We start from the raw sequence: 17177 nt of genomic DNA, 5'->3' as shown, positions 1-17177 counted from the left end.
ATTTTAAAGGAGGAGTACTATGACAACGACGACGACCTCCCCAACTGTGAAGCGCATTTCGCGTAAAAATATCGTTTCACCAATTGGGTTTAAAGCGGCTGGCATTCATTGCGGCATTAAACATAAAAAGAATGATTTGGCTTTACTCATTAGTGAGGTACCAGCGAGTGTCGCAGGAGTTTTTACAACAAATGCGATAAAGGCGGCACCGCTGCTAGTTACAAAAGAAGTGGTTCAGCAGGTCGGAAAGATGCAGGCGATTATTGTGAACTCTGGCAATGCCAATGCGTGTACAGGACAGCAAGGCATGAAGGATGCATTACTGATGCAGCAAACGACAGCAGAAAAGCTAGGTATTGCACCAGAATTAGTCGGTGTCGCATCAACAGGCGTTATCGGTGAAATGATGCAGATGGAGCCAATAGTCAAAGGCATTCACAAAATCCAACCGATTAGTGAGTTAGAAGGATCTATTCTTTTTTCTCAAGCGATATTGACGACAGATACTGTGACAAAAAATACAGCGTATAGCGCGATGATTGATGGCAAAGAAATCATTATGGCGGGAACAGCAAAAGGCTCGGGTATGATTGCACCGAATATGGCCACAATGTTGGGCTTTATCACAACAGATGCAAATATTGAATCGGTCTACTTACAAGAAGCATTAAAACAAGTGACAGACAAAACGTTTAACTCCATTACGGTTGATGGCGATACATCGACTAACGATATGGTCGTCGTTATGGCGAACGGGATGGCTGGGAATGAACCATTGACACCTGCGCATCCAGATTGGTCACTATTCGTGCAAACATTGCATGCCGTTTCACAAGACTTGGCGAAAATGATTGCTAAAGACGGGGAAGGTGCGACGAAGCTAATTGAAGTCGAAGTGATGGGAGCTATTACAGATGATGAAGCACGTATGATTGCAAAATCTGTGGTCGGTTCACCACTTGTCAAAACAGCGGTCTTTGGTTGTGATGCGAACTGGGGGCGCATTATTGCAGCGGTTGGCTACAGCGGAGCAACGCTGGATCCGAATGCCATTACGATTAAAATAGGTACAACTACGGTTGTTGAAAACGGCGAGCCTATCGTATTTTCAGAGCAGCAATTACTCGTTTATTTAAAACAGCCAGAAGTGAAGTTTACGGTCGAATTGCATCAAGGAAACGGTCAAGGAATTGCATGGGGGTGTGACTTAACATATGACTACGTTCAAATCAACGCAACCTATCGCTCATAAGCGTATAGTGATCAAATTAGGTGGAAGTATGCTGGAGGGGTTAGACGATAGTTTTTTCACCAAGTTTAAACAGTTACAAAACGCAGGCAATGATCTAATCATTGTGCATGGCGGAGGGATTGCCATCAATCAACAACTCGCAAAAAATGGTGTCACTTCGACTGTCGTAAGTGGGATTCGCGTAACATCGGAGGAAGCCGTGGATATTGTACAGTCCACATTGGTAGGGCAAGTGAATCCAGCTCTTGTTCACCAATTGAATAAGGGAGGCATCGATGCAATTGGCCTTAGTGGTTATGATGGCAATTTGCTGACGTGCACATTATTAGATGAAAAGCTGTATGGTTCGGTTGGCCATATCGAGCATGTCCGTGCTGACCTATTAGAAACGTTTCTTGCAGTAGGTATTGTTCCAGTGATTGCCTGTATAGGGGCAACTGGTGATGGTGCCCCATTGAATATTAATGCGGATACCGTCGCAAGTAAGATTGCACTTGCCCTTAAAGCGGATAGCCTGCTTCTTGTCACGGACACGCCGGGCATTAAAATACAAGAAGAAGTCCAACGAGTTGTGACACCTTATAAGATTGCACAATGGATTGGAACGGGGGAAATTTACGGCGGCATGTTACCGAAAGTGAAAGCCGCACTAGATAGTTTAAGTGCAGGTATTCCTACGGTGCAAATTGTTGGTCAGCAATTAGAAGGGACGTCCATTAAATCCGAGGGGGTTTTCGCTTGAGTACATTATTTCAGAATTACGCACGACGTTCCGTTCATCTTGTGAAAGGGCAGGGAACTATTGTGACGGATGATAAAGGAAAAGATTACCTCGATTTCACAAGCGGAATCGCGGTTGTCAGTCTCGGTCATGCACATCCTGCAATCGTCAAGGCTCTCAAGCAACAAAGCGAAAAATTGTGGCATATCTCGAATTTATTTGCCAGTCCTGAGCAAGAACAGCTAGCGGCGTCAATTGTAAAGGATACACCGTTCGGTCAGGCTTTCTTTTGTAATAGTGGCGCTGAAGCGAATGAAGCGGCTATTAAATTAGCCCGTAAACATACACAGAAAAACGTCATTATTACATTCGAACAATCATTCCATGGTAGAACTTTCGGCGCTATGTCTGCGACTGGCCAAGAAAAAGTTCGTCAAGGATTTGGACCGCTATTAGAAACGTTCAGAACAATAGCCTTCAATGATCTACAACAACTTGAAGCAGCCATTGACGATGATGTAGCAGCAATTATGCTGGAGGTCATACAAGGAGAGGGGGGCGTTCATCAACTCAATCCAGATGTTGCCCAAGCGATTACGGATATTTGTCAGGAGAAGGGTATTTTATTGATTATCGACGAAGTACAGACGGGTATTAGTCGAACGGGCACTCGTTATGCTTATGAGCAGACAAATCTCCAACCCGATATTATTACCCTTGCGAAGGGGCTAGGTGGGGGATTCCCGATAGGCGCCATGCTAGGAACGAAAGCTCTTGCCGACTCATTCGGGCCTGGCACGCACGGAACAACATTCGGTGGAAACCCACTCGCGGTAGCTGTAGCACAAGCGGTAATCAATGTCGTTTTTGAAGAAGAATTTCTGCAACAGGTAAAGAGTAAATCTGATTATTTAATCGACAAATTACAAGCTACGTTACCGCAAGACCAGTTTACAATTCGTGGTGAAGGCTTGTTGCTTGGGATTGTGTGCCAAGATGAGGTTGCGCCTTTCATCCAGCAAGCAGAAGTAGCGGGCTTGTTACTCGTGCAAGCAGGAACGCATGTCATTCGTTTGCTACCGCCATTAACCGTAACAACTGAAGAAATCGACAAGGCAATAGTCATTCTTGCAAATATTTTGCTTCCCGAAAAATCAGTGATTTCTTAAGCGGAATTTGAATTAAGGCGTTCAGTGAAACGCCATTCAATTGACCTCTGTCTGAAGGTTTGAACAAACGGATCTGCCACTCATGGTAGATCCGTTTGTTTGTGTCAAAAATCAAGCCAATTCGACAATGAAAAATAGAAGACGAAAAAAAGTGTAACTTCTTCCAATATGCTCCGTCAAATACATTGAGTAACGAAAAGTGAGGAGAGAAAAACATGAAAAAGATCAGTACAATGGCATTAGCAGCACTATTAGCGGGTAGTACAGTAGGTAGCTATTCAGCACTTGCGCAGGAGGATATCACACCTAGTATGGCTGAGCATGAGCAGCACGTACAAAACACAACCAATTATATGAAAGCGACGGGTACTATTCAAGAAATTGAAAAAGAGGCAGATGGCCATCGTTTAACAATCGAAAATGAAGACAAAATGGTAACAATTTTACGCATCAACAATGAATCTCTTCTATTTGACGCAGGAACGACAAACGGTCTGAAGCAAGATGAGTTGCAAAAAGGTGCTATAGTTGAAGCTTACTATGATAAAAATAAACCGATGATCATGATTTATCCTGCAACAGTGACACCTGAAATCGTCATTGTTAAAAATGAAAAGAATTTTGGTGAAGTCAAAATTGGTCAGTTTGATAAAAACTTCCTAAGTCTTGACGGCAAATTAAAATTGAACATTGGCGAAGAAACACCACTTTTCAATCAGCAAGGAAAAGCAATTGAAATGAAAGAGTTACAAGGCAAAGAATTGATGGTCTTTTACTCAATTACAACAAAGAGTTTACCACCACAAACTCCGCCGACTAAAGTGATTGCTTTGGATTATGTATCAGAAGAAACAACGGTTGTTCAAGAAATTATTATGAACGATCATTACATGAAAAATGGTGTCAAAATGATTCCACTTCGTAAAGTAGCTGAGCGATTAGGCTACCATGTTCAACACGAACCAAAAATTAATGGTGCAATTGTTACATTACAAAATAGTTCATTTACGATTACACGTGGTGAAAAAATGTATGGTTATAATAAAAGCCTTCGTCAGTTTGAAGTGGCACCAGAACTCAAGGATATGAAAACATATGTCTCAGAAGATTTCCTTGAGCTATTGATCCAAAACTAACAACCAAAAAGCGTATGGCTAAGCTTGAAACGATGGGACTGTCTTGTAATGAGGCAGACGTTTCAAGCTTTTTTTGTTGTTCACACATGATTTTGCACCTAGCCTCTTTGCGATACATACAATAAAGCAATGGTCGATTTTCCTTGAAAAGGATGTGTTTAGACGTGTATTCCAATAACTTTAAACGCAATAATAATTCAACGTACACGCTAAATGATCTTTTGAAGGGCAAGGATCTTGAAATTGTTGCTGCGACTCTTCTGCTACTAGGTAAATTGAAAGTGGAGTCTGTCGAATTATTTAGGAATGAACCTGTTATAGCAGTATCTTTGTTAGGTGAATTTAAGAAAATAAATGGTCGAAAAGTGGATGAAATGGCCGAATTTCTAGAGAGAAATGGGGATATGACGATAGATGAGATATTTGAAGGGATTAAAAAGCGGATGAATAGGGAGGGGGGAAAGTAGTGTGGGCGACCTAACCGAATTTGATGGCGTAAAATTTCTCAATACAGTTATCTTAATCGTATTCCTATTACTGCTTGTTTTTGGCTCAACAAATATCAGCAAGCTGACGGAAGTAGAGGACATTGTTTAATTCGAATCAGCAGGGGCTGGACTCCCTGCTGAATCTTTGTGTGGATATAGAGTAAAACCAAAGCTAGTATCCCCTTGGTAATATACCTTTAGATAACATAATAAGGCTAAAAAATTTACTAGTGGTATATGTTGAATGAACTATCAAGGTGAAAGTTTTTTGCCCTTGATGAATGTATATCACATCTTAGCAAGAATCTTATTCACTGTATTTTGATTACGTGCAGTCGAGTGCATAGCTAACTTCTTTTCAAAAAAATTATTTGTGTATTTTGTCTGATGGTAGTTTTTCGAAAGAGCAAGAATGATATTCTTCTTATCGATGACGACAAATTCATCATCGACTAGTTCATCTAGCAACGCTTGTTGCTCATCAGAAATGCCCTTTTCCAGAAACATAACGTATACTTGTTCCTTTGAAAAAACAGGGTGCTGCTGAATCTTCAGTAGCTCCTGTTTCGTTCGTACAACAACAGGAATATCAAACCCGTATGTATCCCGTAAGTTTGTTTCAATGTGTGGAATGTTATAGGATATACCATCAAAAAGAACATTCCCTGTTTGAATATAAGTACGAACATTTTCATAGGCCATTTGCTCGAATAGGGATTTAAGTGATTGCATCTCTACTTTGTTTTTCTTCCCCAAATTAATGCCCCTAAGTAAAGCAACTGATGTCATATTATTCACTCCAAACACGGTTATTTAAATTTTCAAACCTTCTAATTGCCCCTTTATCCCCATTATAAGGTATTCTAGTAGTGTTGATCATAATTTGAGGGGGAATTTTTTTATGAAATATAACAAAATTAAACACACTGACCTAAACGTCTCTAATATTATTATGGGCAATATGCGTTTGCCACAGCTTACCCTACCAGAAATTGAGCAGCTAATCCGAACAGCACTTGATGAGGGCATTAACTTCTTTGATCACGCAGATATTTATGGGCAAGGCCGCAGCGAAGAATTGTTTGCCGAAGCGATCCAAATGAATTCAAGTATCCGTGAAAAAATGATTATCCAAAGTAAATGTGGCATTAAAGGCCAAGAAAACTACTTCGATTTTTCGAAAGGGCATATCCTTGACTCAGTCGATGGTATTTTAAAGCGTTTACAAACGGATTACCTGGATCTGTTATTACTACATCGACCTGATCCATTAATGGAGCCTGAAGAGGTGGCAGAAGCATTTGAAGTATTGCATAGTAGTGGAAAGGTAAAGTATTTCGGGGTATCCAATCATAATCCAGCACAGATTGAGCTTTTGCAAAAATATACGCCGCATAAATTAGTCGTCAATCAAGTTCAATTCAGTATCGCTCACACGCCAATCATTGACTCAGGGATTGCATTGAACATGAATACTGACCAAGCCATCAATCGTGATAGTAGTGTGCTCGAATATTGCCGTTTGCATGATATACAGCTACAAGCGTGGTCACCATTCCAAAGTGGCTTCTTTGAAGGCCCATTTCTCGGCGATTTAGAGAAGTTTGCAGAGTTGAATAAAGTGATTGATGAAATTGCTGCTCATTACAATGTAACGAATACAGCAATTGCGACAGCTTGGATTACTCGTCATCCGGCTAACATCCAAGTCGTGTTAGGCACAACGAATCCACAGCGTTTAAAAGATGCATGTGCAGGTGCGGAAATTACGTTAACAAGAAAAGAATGGTATGACATTTATAAAGCTGCTGGGAATATGGTTCCTTGATTATTTGATTGCATATTACACGGTAAAGAGAAAAATGAGTTGTTTCGGCAGCTCATTTTTTTATATACGTTCAATAAAATGCAATAAAAATGGAGGCTAGTATGATAAAGATAAGAGAAATCACACCAAGTGATTCGGAAAAATTGGTACAACTCATTGAGGAAGTAGAAAAGACTTCAGATTTTATGTTGTTTGAAGCGGGTGAAAGAAAAATATCGGGGGAACAGTTCCGGAAAAGGATTGAATCATTTGGTCAGGATGCATCAACTATTTTGGTGGCAGAGTGGCAAGGGAGATTAGTCGGTTATTTAATTGTAGTAGCAGGAAGTGCAAATAGGGCAAAACATTCCGCTTATCTGGTGATAGGCATTTCTGCCGAACATCGTGGACAAGGAATAGGAAGCCAATTATTTAAACAACTCAATGCTTGGGCAAAAGACCATCAACTTCACCGCCTTGAACTGACTGTGATGGAAAGTAATGCAGCGGGGATTGCATTGTATCAGAAAAATGGTTTTGAAATCGAAGGTATTAAAAAAGATTCCTTATTCGTAAATGGACAATATGAGCATGAATATTATATGGCAAAGCTTATTGGTTAGTAGGATTGAATGGTATTATTTTTTTGAAGAAAAGAAAAGGTGAAATGAAAATGAAGCGAATTGCAATTGTAATCACGCATTTTAGCGCGAGTTGTCTAGAATTATTCAATAAAGAATTTAACGAGAATTATACAATAGAAGACTTACAAGGGAAATTGTTAGTAGAGTTAGATGTTAGATTTGCAGACAGAGTAGATTATTATTTAGCAAATGAATCATTTTTTCTAGATCTACAAGTAATCAAAGATAGTCAAGATGTAATCCGAAAGTTAAGTGCTCACTATGATATTTATATCGTAACGGCGGCAATGGAATTTCCAGCATCTTTAGCTCCAAAATATCAATGGTTAAAACAGCATTTTAGTTTTTTGGATGACAAGAACTTCGTTTTTTGTGGAGATAAAAGTATTATTCATGCAGATTATTTAATTGATGATACGCCGAGTCATTTAGACACATTTTCGGGACAGGGCATACTATTTACAGCACCGCATAATCGCGATCTAACGGGCTATACTCGCCTCGACAATTGGCAAGAGATTGCAGCTTATTTTATGAAAATATAAAAAACCACCCAAGTCGAGTGGTTTTTAGCATGTCTTATTCGCCAGTTTCAGGAGAAAATTGACGTTGACCAAGTTCTTTTTCATAAATGAATAATGCGTTTTTATCTTCACCGATACGTTTCAAATACTCGATATGTGTATCAAAGGATGCTTCTTCTTCGACTTGCTCGTCCAAGAACCATCTTAAAAATGAAATTGTCGCATGTTCTTTTTCTTCCCATGCAAGATCAGTAAGCTCGTAGAAGTTTTTAGTCACTGCTTTTTCCTGTAGCAATCCAGACTCGAATGTATCTAAAATTGAGCTGAAATCGATTTTAGGCTCAGATGTAGCCGAAAACTTTGCTTGTATGCCACGGTCATTTAAATAATTATAGATTTTCATGCCATGAAAGCGTTCTTCTTCTGCTTGTTGGAGATAATAATTGGCAAAGCCACTGTAGTTATTATGTTCACAATAGGCGGCCATCGCCATATAAGATTGAGCGGCGTCAAATTCATTATTCAATTGTTTGTTAAGTGCGTCTGCTAATCGTTGACTGATCATATTATTCTTCCTCCATTTCATGGTGTATAACCTACTTTTATTATAAGCGATAGGTCTATGACAATCACTTAATATGTTCATGATAGTTGTGCCTATTGCAAGTATGCAGATTTTTTCGGAAAGAATAACATTGAATATCTACCAGGGGGAAGTAGTCCAGAACTACGGAGCATGTTCGCACAATATAGAGATTTGCATCCAGAAGCTGAACTTACATATATGGGCACTACTCCTAGTTTATTTATTCAAGAGCCAGATGTCGGTATTCCAGATGGGTATGATCCAAGGAAAATACCATGGTATATAGATGCAATGGCAAAAAAATCGATTTTATTATTTCCGATCCTTATATCTCCGCTAGTACAAATGAAATGGTTATGACTATTTCCCAGGCAATAAAAGATGGTTCAGGTGTAGTGGCAATAGATATTAACTTGAACTTGATTTAGCAAATTCTTTTGTACTGAAAGCGAAGTGTCAGCTACAGAAGTCGCCCATTTTTCCTTAGTGGTGGAATGAATGCCAGAAAAGCATTTCAATCAGAGGGAGTTCAAACTCCCTGCTGATTAAGGAGGAATGAAGTTCAATTCCTCCCTGTTAAGCCTCCGACGTACAGGACGTCGCGTTTTTGTTGGCCGGCGGATGTTAGGGATTTTGAGGAGAGTGGGAAAGGAAACTTAAGTTTGCGACGTTCTGCGGATGCCTTAATTTCTACAAAGTACGCAAAAATACGGCAAATCGAACCCTTCTCTGTTCGATTCGCAATTACGCCGAGGCGCAATTGATTTATTTGCAGGCACTAACCAATCAAGTGGAAATTAGTATATCAGCTGAATCTTTATCCTTTATGGCGGAAGAGTTGAAGGGACTAATCTCTAAGTTTAACTATTGACAATCAATATGACAGACTAAGTAACCATCCATAATTATGGATGGTTATTTATATATGGTTCATACTACGAATACGTTATGCTGTATGAAAGGAGCCAAGCAAATGGATCCAGAAAAACTACTTCAAGGACAACAATTACAACAACAACTACGACAATTAGAATTACAATTAGAAATCCATCAACAGCAGCTAGAGGAGCATCGGAAACCAAAGTCAAATTCGCAGGAGATGGAACAAAAACCAGCACAACCAGTACTGCAACAACAGGAGCCGGCACAACCAGAATCGCAACAACAGGAGCCGGTACAACCAGAATCGCAACAACAGGAGCCGGCACAACCAGAATCGCAGCAACAGGAGCCAGCACAACCAGAATCGCAGCAACAGGAGCCAGCACAACCAGAATCACAGCAACAAAAAGCACAAAAACAGTTGCCCACGTACTATACAGCTCCTGAGATGATATCTACGCAGGACATAGGCTATTTACGTGACATGCTCAGTTCGAATTTACTTGCTGTGAAACAGTATCGCCAAGCAATCAAAGACTGTCAACTGCCCGATTTAAAACTTCAATTTAAGGAAGCCAGCCAAATGCATTTGCAGCATTATAATTCTCTGTTGAGTTTCTTGAGTGAAAATGGAGGAGTGACGAAATGAATTCTTCGAACAAGATTGAAAATCCTCAAACTTCACCACCTGCCAAAAATTCAAAGTTAGATGATCAGGAAATCTTGCGAGCTGCTCTTGTAATTGAAAAAAACTTATGTAACACCTATACAATGGCCATGCTTAGCGCAAGCCATGAGAAATTATACAAACTTATTTTCGATTTATTCAATAAGACATCCCAACAGCATCAGAAATTAGTAGACTTACAATTCCAGCATGGCTGGGTATCGCTGACGCCGGCCCCTGCGGCAGAAGTTAAAGCACTTGAACAAGAGTTCACTGCTGCTGGTCAACAGATACAATGATATTTCAATATAGTGATTTAAAAATCGTAAATTGAATTGTCTTATGATACAATAGTGAATGTATAATAACACTTCAATCGATTCACTCGATAATATTATTCTAATATATCAATCTAATTAATCGTAAATCAAATTTGGTTATGCTACAATTATGAAAGTTCAACTAAGCATCACAATCAGTTGATTTGGGGATTTCAATTATCTATTCGTTACACATCAATCACGGCTCGGTGTGATTATATCCGGATTTTTCTAGAAAGCTCAAAAAAGCTAGCTTGAAAAATCTGGGACATCCGCCGAAGGCATTATCTGGAACCAGATAAAAAACACCCACTCCTCCACGAGTAGGTGCTTCAAGTTTAAACTATTTGCAAATGATACTGGCAACGTATCATTAAGGTATTACTTTTATAACTCCAACAGCGCCTTTTGTAGCATGATTAAACTGGTGTGTAACGAATGGATATTCCCCTTCTTCTGTAACAATGAATTCAACAACGGCTCCTCCGCTTGCAGGAAGCATAACTGTTTGTAAGCCTTTCATGTGGTTGGCGGGATTTCCATCAATATAAACATCGTCTAGAATTGTTCCAATGACGTGGAAAGAGCTTACTTCGTTTGGTCCCACGTTATTGATATAAATACGAACTTTTTCTCCAACTTTCGCGACTAGTGGCTGTTCTTTTAAAGTGAATGTATCACCATTTGTACTGCGGTCCCCTTCGTTTAATGCTTTTGTTGAAAAAACGACTTGGCTTGGAACACCGTTTGTCATATCATCCATATCATTTTCTTTGTACCATTCATTTTGTACAATCACAAATTCCCGATCGACTTCATGGTCAGTCGGATAACCATTTTTGGGTTTGACGATGATTACTCCATGCATTCCGTTCGCGATATGTTCCAGAACTGGGGCAGTTGCACAATGGTACATGAAAACGCCAGGTCTGTTGGCAGGGTAAGTAAATATACCTTCTTCATTTGGCATAACATCCGCGAACCCTACATTTGGTGCTACATGCATTGAATGGAAATCCATACTATGCGGGACGGCTGGGTCAATGTTGACAAGCTTGAAGTTGACAAGATCCCCTTCATTGACAACGAGGAGTGGTCCAGGTGCTTCGCCATTAAAAGTCCACGCCTTATACATTTCACCTTTCGCGATTTCAATGTCAGTAATCTGTGAAGTCATCTCAATATTGACTTCATGTTCTCCCACACGTTCAAATTTGACTGGGACAGGCGGTTGATTTAGTCCTTCATGAGGTGCATACACTTTAACATCCGCTGTAGAATTTCCCGCTTCTGATTTAGCCTCCACTTTGACTTTCTCTACATCCTTGACAGCCGCATTCGATCCACAAGCCCCCAATATCATAGATACGGATAACATTGCTGCAGTTACTGCCATGCCTTTTTTCATAATAAGCCCTCCTTGATATTTTTACCAGATACTAGATACTATCTGATACTTACATCATAGGTGGGCGATACAAGTCAAAGTGTGATTTTAATCACACTATTTTGCTTGTCAAAAATTGTTCATACTTGAAGCGGTTTACTGGGGTAAATGATGAACGATTCGTGAATAAAGTGAGTTGTCACAAATTATTCAATATAGAAGCAGGATAAAAAAATAGGTATTTACGATTAGGAAAGGACGTGCAGTCATGTGTTTGATTAATATTCATTATGGGGGGCATTCAAACTATAAATTGATTATCGCGGCAAACCGGGATGAGTCTTACGATCGGCCAACTGCTCAGGCAAGCTTTTGGGTGGATAATCCGAACCTATTGGCAGGTCGAGACTTAGTGCATAATGGAACATGGCTTGGTGTCACTAAGTCGGGTCGATTTGCAGCGTTAACAAATTATCGCGATCCTGCGGAATTTGGCGTAGAAAAAAAGTCGCGTGGGGATATTGTGAAGGACTTTTTGATGGAAAATAGTTCACCCGTCGAGTTTTTGAAAACATTACAGAATCATAGCAATGAGTATGCAGGTTTTAATTTAATTGTTGGTAATTTAGATGGATTGTTCTATTTTTCTAATAAAAAAGAGGGGATTAAAGAGATTCCAATGGGAACACATAGCTTGAGCAACGAATTTCTTAATACACCTTGGCCGAAAGTGGTAAAAGGCAAGGAGAGACTTCGTAATTATGTACAGCAACATGAAGTGATTGAAACAGATGCGCTATTTGATATTTTACACGATACGGAAATTGCTTCAGACGAGCTGTTACCAGATACAGGTGTAGGAATGGATCTTGAACGGATGCTTTCGCCGCTTTTTATTAAGACCCCGAATTATGGAACACGTTGTTCGACTGTAGTTCTAGTTGGTTATGATAATAGTATTACTTTCGTGGAACGAAGTTTTTCAAAAGGTGTTGAAGTGGATGAAGTGAGATTTGATTTCTAATTATACATCCGGATTAAAATGATCGTTTATGTAGATAAGGCATATAAATAAAGGGGATATCTATGTTTAGTTTTCTTAGTTCAAAATGCTCGATATGCAAACGGAAAGCAGGACCATATCGTTTATTCAGAAATCCAGAGGGGAAGAAGGTTAAGCTTTGTGCGCCATGTTCTGAGTATGCGGAACGTAGAGCGTATCGCAGAATGCAGTGAATGAAAGGTATCGATTAATACAATGTGAAATTGTATTTGTCGATACTTTTCATTTTATTATAAGTATTAAAATGAAGAACTAAGCCATAGTAATAGGAAACAACATTGTTGGTAAGGGAGGTTTTATTGTGGGAAAAAGAGAGGAAAAACAAAGTGCGGCGGCTTCAAGGAAAAAAACGAGTAAGATGAAGGAAGAAATCTCCCTGGAGTTAGCTGAACTTGGTAATCTAAATCCAAAGCAAGAGCCGATGACTCAAAATGATCGACAAAAAAGTGAATCGGAGCGAACGTATAAATAGAGCTTCTAAAGATGAGCTGCAGTCTTCGGATAGCAGCTTATTTTTTGTGCAAAATCATAATAATCTCTATACTTACGTATATAACCTGTTCATGGGATAATGTACGGAGAATGTGAGGTAGATACAATGTCATTTCAAAATTATCGATTAAGTAGTGAGATTATACGAGCGTTAGACGGGCTCGGCTATTCATCTCCAACAGAGGTGCAGGAGAAGGTACTTCCTGCTGCGTTAGACCGTAGTGATTTAGTTGTAAAATCGCAGACGGGGAGTGGTAAGACGGCGGCATTCGGCATTCCGATTTGTGAAATGGTTAATTGGGATGAGAATAAACCGCAGGCGCTTATTTTAACACCGACAAGAGAGCTGGCTGATCAGGTTAAAGAAGATATTACGAATATTGGTCGTTTTAAGCGTGTGAAAGCGGCTGCTGTTTACGGTAAGCATCCCTTTGCTTATCAAAAGGAAGAGTTGAAGCAAAAATGCCATGTCGTTGTTGGCACACCAGGACGTGTATTGGATCATATTGAGCGCGGGACGCTAGCATTTGAGAAAATTGAATATCTTGTATTAGATGAAGCCGATGAAATGTTGAATATGGGGTTTATCGATCAGGTCGAGGCGATTATTAGTCAGTTGCCGAAAAATAGAACGACTATGTTATTTTCTGCGACACTTCCTGAGAAAATAGCGACATTGAGCAGTAAATATATGGACAATCCGAAAAGCATTGAGATTGCGTCAACGGTTACGTTAACGGATCAAATTGATCATTCGTTAATTATTGTCAAGGAGCAGCAGAAGTTTGATCTTTTACGCGATGTGACAGTTGTTGAGAATCCAGATAGCTGTATAATCTTTTGCAGAACGAAGGATCAGGTGGATACCGTTACAGAACAACTTGAGAAGTTCTTTTACACTTGTGATAAACTGCATGGTGGCATGATGCAGGAAGATCGCTTTGCAGTGATGGATGCATTTAAGCGTGGGGAGTTCCGTTATTTAGTAGCGACAGATGTAGCGGCACGTGGGATTGATATTGATAGTATTACGCATGTCATTAACTACGATATACCGCTGGAAAATGAAAGTTATGTGCACCGAGTAGGAAGAACGGGGCGTGCGGGTAAAAGAGGGAAGGCGATTTCATTCGTCACACCTTATGAAGATAAATTCTTAGCGGACATTGAAGCCTATATTGGTTTTGAGATTCCACAACGAAATGCGCCATCTAAGCAAGCTGTTGAGGCTATGAAGGATGCGTTCATTGAAAAAATGGATCAATTGCCTAAGTTAAAAAGAGATAAAAGTGAGCTTGTCAGTAAAGATATTATGAAGTTATATTTTAATGGTGGTAAAAAGAAGAAACTGCGGGCATTTGATTTCGTTGGTACTATTACGAATATTCCTGGTGTGACGGGCGAGGATATTGGTATCATTAAAATCCAGGATACGGAGTCGTATGTGGATATTCTAAATGGTAAGGGTAAGCTCGTTTTAGATGCGATGCGCACGACGACGGTGAAAGGGAAGTTATTGAAGGTGCATAAGGCGAATAAATGATTGCAAAGAGGAAAACCAGTCTCCCTCCATTTCAGGTTTGAAATGGGGGAAGGCTGGTTTTTCAATGTGAGTTTATGAAAGGATGAGCGCGTTCGTCTGAATTACTCGCGAGTTCATCAATTACTTCTGCAAAATAGCGTAGCGTTCGCGCATTTTATTCGTAGCAACGACCATATTTTTCAATGCGGCAATTGTTTCCTCATGCTTTCTTGTTTTCAAACCGCAATCGGGGTTAATCCAAAATTGGTTTGGTTCAAGTACACCTAGTCCTTGTTCGATAACGTCGACCATTTCTTGGACTTCAGGTACCCGTGGGCTATGGATATCATAGACGCCTAGGCCAATGCCTTTGTCGTAGGAGAAGTCATTGAAGGCAGAAACAAGATCACCGTGGCTTCGTGATGTTTCAATGGAGATAACATCTGCATCAAGTCCGCTAATGGAGTCGATGAAGTCGTTGAATTCACAGTAGCACATATGCGTATGAATTTGCGTTGTATCCTGTACGGATGCAGTTGCCAGTCTGAAGGCATTGATAGCCCATTCTAGGTAATTGCTCCACTCCGATTTTTTAAGTGGTAAGCCTTCGCGAAGAGCAGGTTCGTCTACTTGAATGATGTGGATACCGGCAGCTTCCAATGCTTCAACTTCTTTACGAAGTGCAAGTGCAATCTGATACGTAACTTCTTTACGTGAAATATCATCGCGCACAAATGACCAGTTCAAAATAGTGACAGGCCCTGTCAGCATTCCTTTCATCGGCTTGTCAGTTAAAGATTGAGCATAGACGGATTCTTCCACAGTCATTGGGTCGATGAATGTCACATCTCCGTAAATCACCGGTGGTTTGACACAGCGCGAGCCGTAGGAAACAACCCAAGCCTTTTCAGTGAAGACAAAGCCGCCTAATTTTTCCCCGAAATACTCAACCATATCTGTCCGTTCGAATTCACCGTGAACGAAGACATCCAGTCCGATTTCTTCTTGAATCGCAACCCACTGTTTGATTTCCTCTTGGACGAAGTCACGGTATTGTGTATCTGTTGACTCGCCTTTACGCCATTTTGTTCGTGCACGGCGAACTTCCGGTGTTTGTGGGAAGCTCCCGATTGTTGTTGTTGGTAATAGCGGCAAATTGAATGTTTCTTGCTGCTTATCACGACGTTCTTTAAATGGCGATTTTCGCTTGCTGTCTTGTTCGCTGATGTTTTGCACAGCTTGCTGTAAGTCAGAGTGATTTCTTGCAGGTAAGTCCGCCAGATTTTGACGTGCTGTTATACTTTCAGTCACTGCATCAGCAATAGCTTGTTTCCCTTCACGCACACCTTTTACTAGTGTTGTCACTTCTACAAGTTTTTCATCTGCAAAAGCAAGAGCAGCTTTAATCGTTGCGTCTAGCTTTACCTCAGACTGAATCGTAACAGGAACATGGAGTAGACTACTCGAGGGCTGTACACAAATGCGATCTGCTGGCACGAGCTGTGTTATTGTATCGAGTAATGCAGCTTTTTCTTGCAAATCCGCACGCCATATATTGCGTCCATCGATTAAACCGGCAGCGAGTATTTTGTCCGTTGGGAATCCGTGCGCTTGTAATTGTTCAAGGTTTTTCTCAGTACCTTGTGCAAAATCAAGACCAATTCCGGCAACAGGTAAAGCAACAACTTCTTTATAGTGCTCAACGGCATCAAAATACGTTTGTAATAAAATATTGGCATTTGGAGCGGCTACACTTAGCTGTTTGTAAATCTCGATGACAGTTTGAATGTCTTCTTTTGTTAATGATGTAGATAGAATTGGTTCTTCAAGCTGGATCCACTGAGCTCCGGCATCTGCCAATTCATTAAGAATCTGACTATATAAAGGAATCAATTGCAAAATGAACGCTGGAATATCCTTTTTCGCATAGCCTTTTGATAGTTTCAAAAATGTATATGGGCCAATTAAAACAGGCTTGCCATCAATCGACAACTTCTCTTTTGCTTCGAGATAGGCAGTAAGGGGTTTATTTTCTGTGAGTACTAGTTTTTTCTGACTATATTCTGGCACAATATAGTGGTAGTTCGCGTTGAACCATTTCGTCATTTCTGATGCAACGGCTTGGTCATTACCCCGTGCAATCGAGAAATAGGTTGCGAGCGATACATCGCCGCCAGACCAATTGAAGCGTTCAGGGATCATGCCGAACATGACAGCTGTATCGAGCATCCTATCGTACAAAGTAAAATCACCGACAGGAATAAGATCAATGCCCGCATCTTTTTGTTTTTGAAGGCGTTCTAACCGAAGTTTTTCAATTTCCTCTAGGAATAGGCTTTCCTCTAACTTCCCAGCCCAAAAGGCCTCAAGCGCTTTTTTCCATTCCCTGTTACCCCCGATATATGGGTATCCGATCGTACTGCTGACAATTGACAAATCGTTTCCTCTCCTCTTTTTATGAAGTAAAGAAGTGTTATTAAGGAATAAAAAAACACTTCTAACGAAAGTTAGAAATGT

Annotated in this window: 18 protein-coding genes; 14 read left to right on the top strand and 4 right to left on the bottom strand. The window is 40.2% G+C overall.

Translation table 11 applies throughout. From position 1 onward, the window contains the following. The first annotated feature begins 19 nt into the window (after window positions 1-19). The 6 genes from argJ (at window position 20) to R2B77_RS06920 (ending at window position 4875) form a co-directional block, all read left to right on the top strand. A complete protein-coding gene (argJ, locus tag R2B77_RS06945) occupies window positions 20-1252 on the top strand; it encodes a bifunctional ornithine acetyltransferase/N-acetylglutamate synthase (RefSeq protein ID WP_203247039.1) in 1233 nt (410 codons plus the stop codon). Further along, window positions 1215-1994 carry an acetylglutamate kinase gene (gene argB / locus R2B77_RS06940; protein ID WP_203247040.1) on the top strand — a complete coding sequence of 260 codons (780 nt, stop codon included), beginning with the start codon at window positions 1215-1217 and terminating at the stop codon, window positions 1992-1994. Before argJ ends, argB begins: the two co-directional genes overlap by 38 nt. Further along, window positions 1991-3142, top strand: coding sequence for an acetylornithine transaminase (locus R2B77_RS06935; protein WP_203247041.1), 1152 nt, complete (start codon window positions 1991-1993; stop codon window positions 3140-3142). Before argB ends, R2B77_RS06935 begins: the two co-directional genes overlap by 4 nt. Before the next feature lie 215 nt (window positions 3143-3357). Further along, complete coding sequence (locus R2B77_RS06930; RefSeq protein ID WP_203247042.1) at window positions 3358-4278, top strand: stalk domain-containing protein; 921 nt, start codon at window positions 3358-3360, stop codon at window positions 4276-4278. A 164-nt stretch (window positions 4279-4442) separates the two neighbouring features. Then, window positions 4443-4745, top strand: coding sequence for a hypothetical protein (locus R2B77_RS06925; protein WP_203247043.1), 303 nt, complete (start codon window positions 4443-4445; stop codon window positions 4743-4745). A gap of 1 nt (window position 4746) precedes the next feature. Beyond that, entirely contained in the window at window positions 4747-4875 is a 129-nt protein-coding gene (locus R2B77_RS06920; protein WP_322555664.1) for a hypothetical protein, read from the top strand. A 179-nt stretch (window positions 4876-5054) separates the two neighbouring features. Here the strand turns inward: R2B77_RS06920 and R2B77_RS06915 are convergent, their stop codons facing one another. Continuing rightward, window positions 5055-5555: a DUF1697 domain-containing protein gene (locus tag R2B77_RS06915; protein ID WP_203247044.1), complete on the bottom strand. Its 501-nt coding sequence runs from the start codon at window positions 5553-5555 to the stop codon at window positions 5055-5057. A gap of 112 nt (window positions 5556-5667) precedes the next feature. On the opposite strand from R2B77_RS06915, the gene R2B77_RS06910 reads away from it, so the two are divergent. From R2B77_RS06910 to R2B77_RS06900, 3 genes are all read left to right on the top strand, one after another. After that, window positions 5668-6594: an aldo/keto reductase gene (locus R2B77_RS06910; RefSeq protein WP_203247045.1), complete on the top strand. Its 927-nt coding sequence runs from the start codon at window positions 5668-5670 to the stop codon at window positions 6592-6594. A 101-nt stretch (window positions 6595-6695) separates the two neighbouring features. Continuing rightward, window positions 6696-7196 (top strand): GNAT family N-acetyltransferase, encoded by a 501-nt coding sequence (locus tag R2B77_RS06905; protein WP_203247046.1) that lies wholly within the window; start codon window positions 6696-6698, stop codon window positions 7194-7196. 23 nt (window positions 7197-7219) lie between these two features. Then, window positions 7220-7762, top strand: a complete 543-nt coding sequence (locus R2B77_RS06900) for a 5' nucleotidase, NT5C type (RefSeq protein WP_203247047.1) — start codon at window positions 7220-7222, stop codon at window positions 7760-7762. 34 nt (window positions 7763-7796) lie between these two features. Here the strand turns inward: R2B77_RS06900 and R2B77_RS06895 are convergent, their stop codons facing one another. After that, a complete protein-coding gene (locus tag R2B77_RS06895) occupies window positions 7797-8306 on the bottom strand; it encodes a ferritin (RefSeq protein WP_203247048.1) in 510 nt (169 codons plus the stop codon). 994 nt (window positions 8307-9300) lie between these two features. On the opposite strand from R2B77_RS06895, the gene R2B77_RS06890 reads away from it, so the two are divergent. Then, window positions 9301-9858, top strand: coding sequence for a hypothetical protein (locus R2B77_RS06890; protein WP_203247049.1), 558 nt, complete (start codon window positions 9301-9303; stop codon window positions 9856-9858). Continuing rightward, on the top strand, window positions 9855-10175 hold the full coding sequence (locus tag R2B77_RS06885) for a spore coat protein (protein ID WP_203247050.1): 321 nt from the start codon (window positions 9855-9857) through the stop codon (window positions 10173-10175). Before R2B77_RS06890 ends, R2B77_RS06885 begins: the two co-directional genes overlap by 4 nt. Before the next feature lie 394 nt (window positions 10176-10569). Here the strand turns inward: R2B77_RS06885 and R2B77_RS06880 are convergent, their stop codons facing one another. After that, window positions 10570-11604: a multicopper oxidase domain-containing protein gene (locus R2B77_RS06880; RefSeq protein WP_203247051.1), complete on the bottom strand. Its 1035-nt coding sequence runs from the start codon at window positions 11602-11604 to the stop codon at window positions 10570-10572. Window positions 11605-11851: 247 nt separating this feature from the next. Between R2B77_RS06880 and R2B77_RS06875 the strand changes: the two genes are divergently transcribed. The 3 genes from R2B77_RS06875 to R2B77_RS06865 all read left to right on the top strand — a co-directional run bounded on the left by R2B77_RS06875 (window position 11852) and on the right by R2B77_RS06865 (window position 14681). Continuing rightward, a complete protein-coding gene (locus R2B77_RS06875; RefSeq protein WP_203247052.1) occupies window positions 11852-12607 on the top strand; it encodes an NRDE family protein in 756 nt (251 codons plus the stop codon). 340 nt (window positions 12608-12947) lie between these two features. After that, window positions 12948-13118, top strand: a complete 171-nt coding sequence (locus tag R2B77_RS06870; RefSeq protein ID WP_203247053.1) for a hypothetical protein — start codon at window positions 12948-12950, stop codon at window positions 13116-13118. Window positions 13119-13244: 126 nt separating this feature from the next. Then, a complete protein-coding gene (locus tag R2B77_RS06865; protein ID WP_203247054.1) occupies window positions 13245-14681 on the top strand; it encodes a DEAD/DEAH box helicase in 1437 nt (478 codons plus the stop codon). 120 nt (window positions 14682-14801) lie between these two features. Here R2B77_RS06865 and metE read toward each other — a convergent pair whose 3' ends face one another. Beyond that, window positions 14802-17090 (bottom strand): 5-methyltetrahydropteroyltriglutamate--homocysteine S-methyltransferase, encoded by a 2289-nt coding sequence (metE, locus tag R2B77_RS06860; protein ID WP_404830742.1) that lies wholly within the window; start codon window positions 17088-17090, stop codon window positions 14802-14804. Window positions 17091-17177: the final 87 nt, after the last annotated feature.

Source organism: Sporosarcina beigongshangi (assembly GCF_033485195.1).
Taxonomy (GTDB): domain Bacteria; phylum Bacillota; class Bacilli; order Bacillales_A; family Planococcaceae; genus Sporosarcina; species Sporosarcina beigongshangi.
Note: the sequence above shows the minus strand (reverse complement) of the source record. Positions and strands in the feature narration are given on the sequence as shown.

Bases quoted from the DNA above. Each gene is read 5' to 3' on its own strand.
- argJ (WP_203247039.1), top strand. From the start codon at position 20: ATGACAACGACGACGACCTCCCCAACTGTGAAGCGCATTTCGCGTAAA.
- argB (WP_203247040.1), top strand. From the start codon at position 1,215: ATGACTACGTTCAAATCAACGCAACCTATCGCTCATAAGCGTATAGTG.
- R2B77_RS06930 (WP_203247042.1), top strand. From the start codon at position 3,358: ATGAAAAAGATCAGTACAATGGCATTAGCAGCACTATTAGCGGGTAGT.
- R2B77_RS06915 (WP_203247044.1), bottom strand. From the start codon at position 5,555: ATGACATCAGTTGCTTTACTTAGGGGCATTAATTTGGGGAAGAAAAAC.
- R2B77_RS06910 (WP_203247045.1), top strand. From the start codon at position 5,668: ATGAAATATAACAAAATTAAACACACTGACCTAAACGTCTCTAATATT.
- R2B77_RS06905 (WP_203247046.1), top strand. From the start codon at position 6,696: ATGATAAAGATAAGAGAAATCACACCAAGTGATTCGGAAAAATTGGTA.
- R2B77_RS06895 (WP_203247048.1), bottom strand. From the start codon at position 8,306: ATGATCAGTCAACGATTAGCAGACGCACTTAACAAACAATTGAATAAT.
- R2B77_RS06890 (WP_203247049.1), top strand. From the start codon at position 9,301: ATGGATCCAGAAAAACTACTTCAAGGACAACAATTACAACAACAACTA.
- R2B77_RS06885 (WP_203247050.1), top strand. From the start codon at position 9,855: ATGAATTCTTCGAACAAGATTGAAAATCCTCAAACTTCACCACCTGCC.
- R2B77_RS06880 (WP_203247051.1), bottom strand. From the start codon at position 11,604: ATGAAAAAAGGCATGGCAGTAACTGCAGCAATGTTATCCGTATCTATG.
- R2B77_RS06875 (WP_203247052.1), top strand. From the start codon at position 11,852: ATGTGTTTGATTAATATTCATTATGGGGGGCATTCAAACTATAAATTG.
- R2B77_RS06865 (WP_203247054.1), top strand. From the start codon at position 13,245: ATGTCATTTCAAAATTATCGATTAAGTAGTGAGATTATACGAGCGTTA.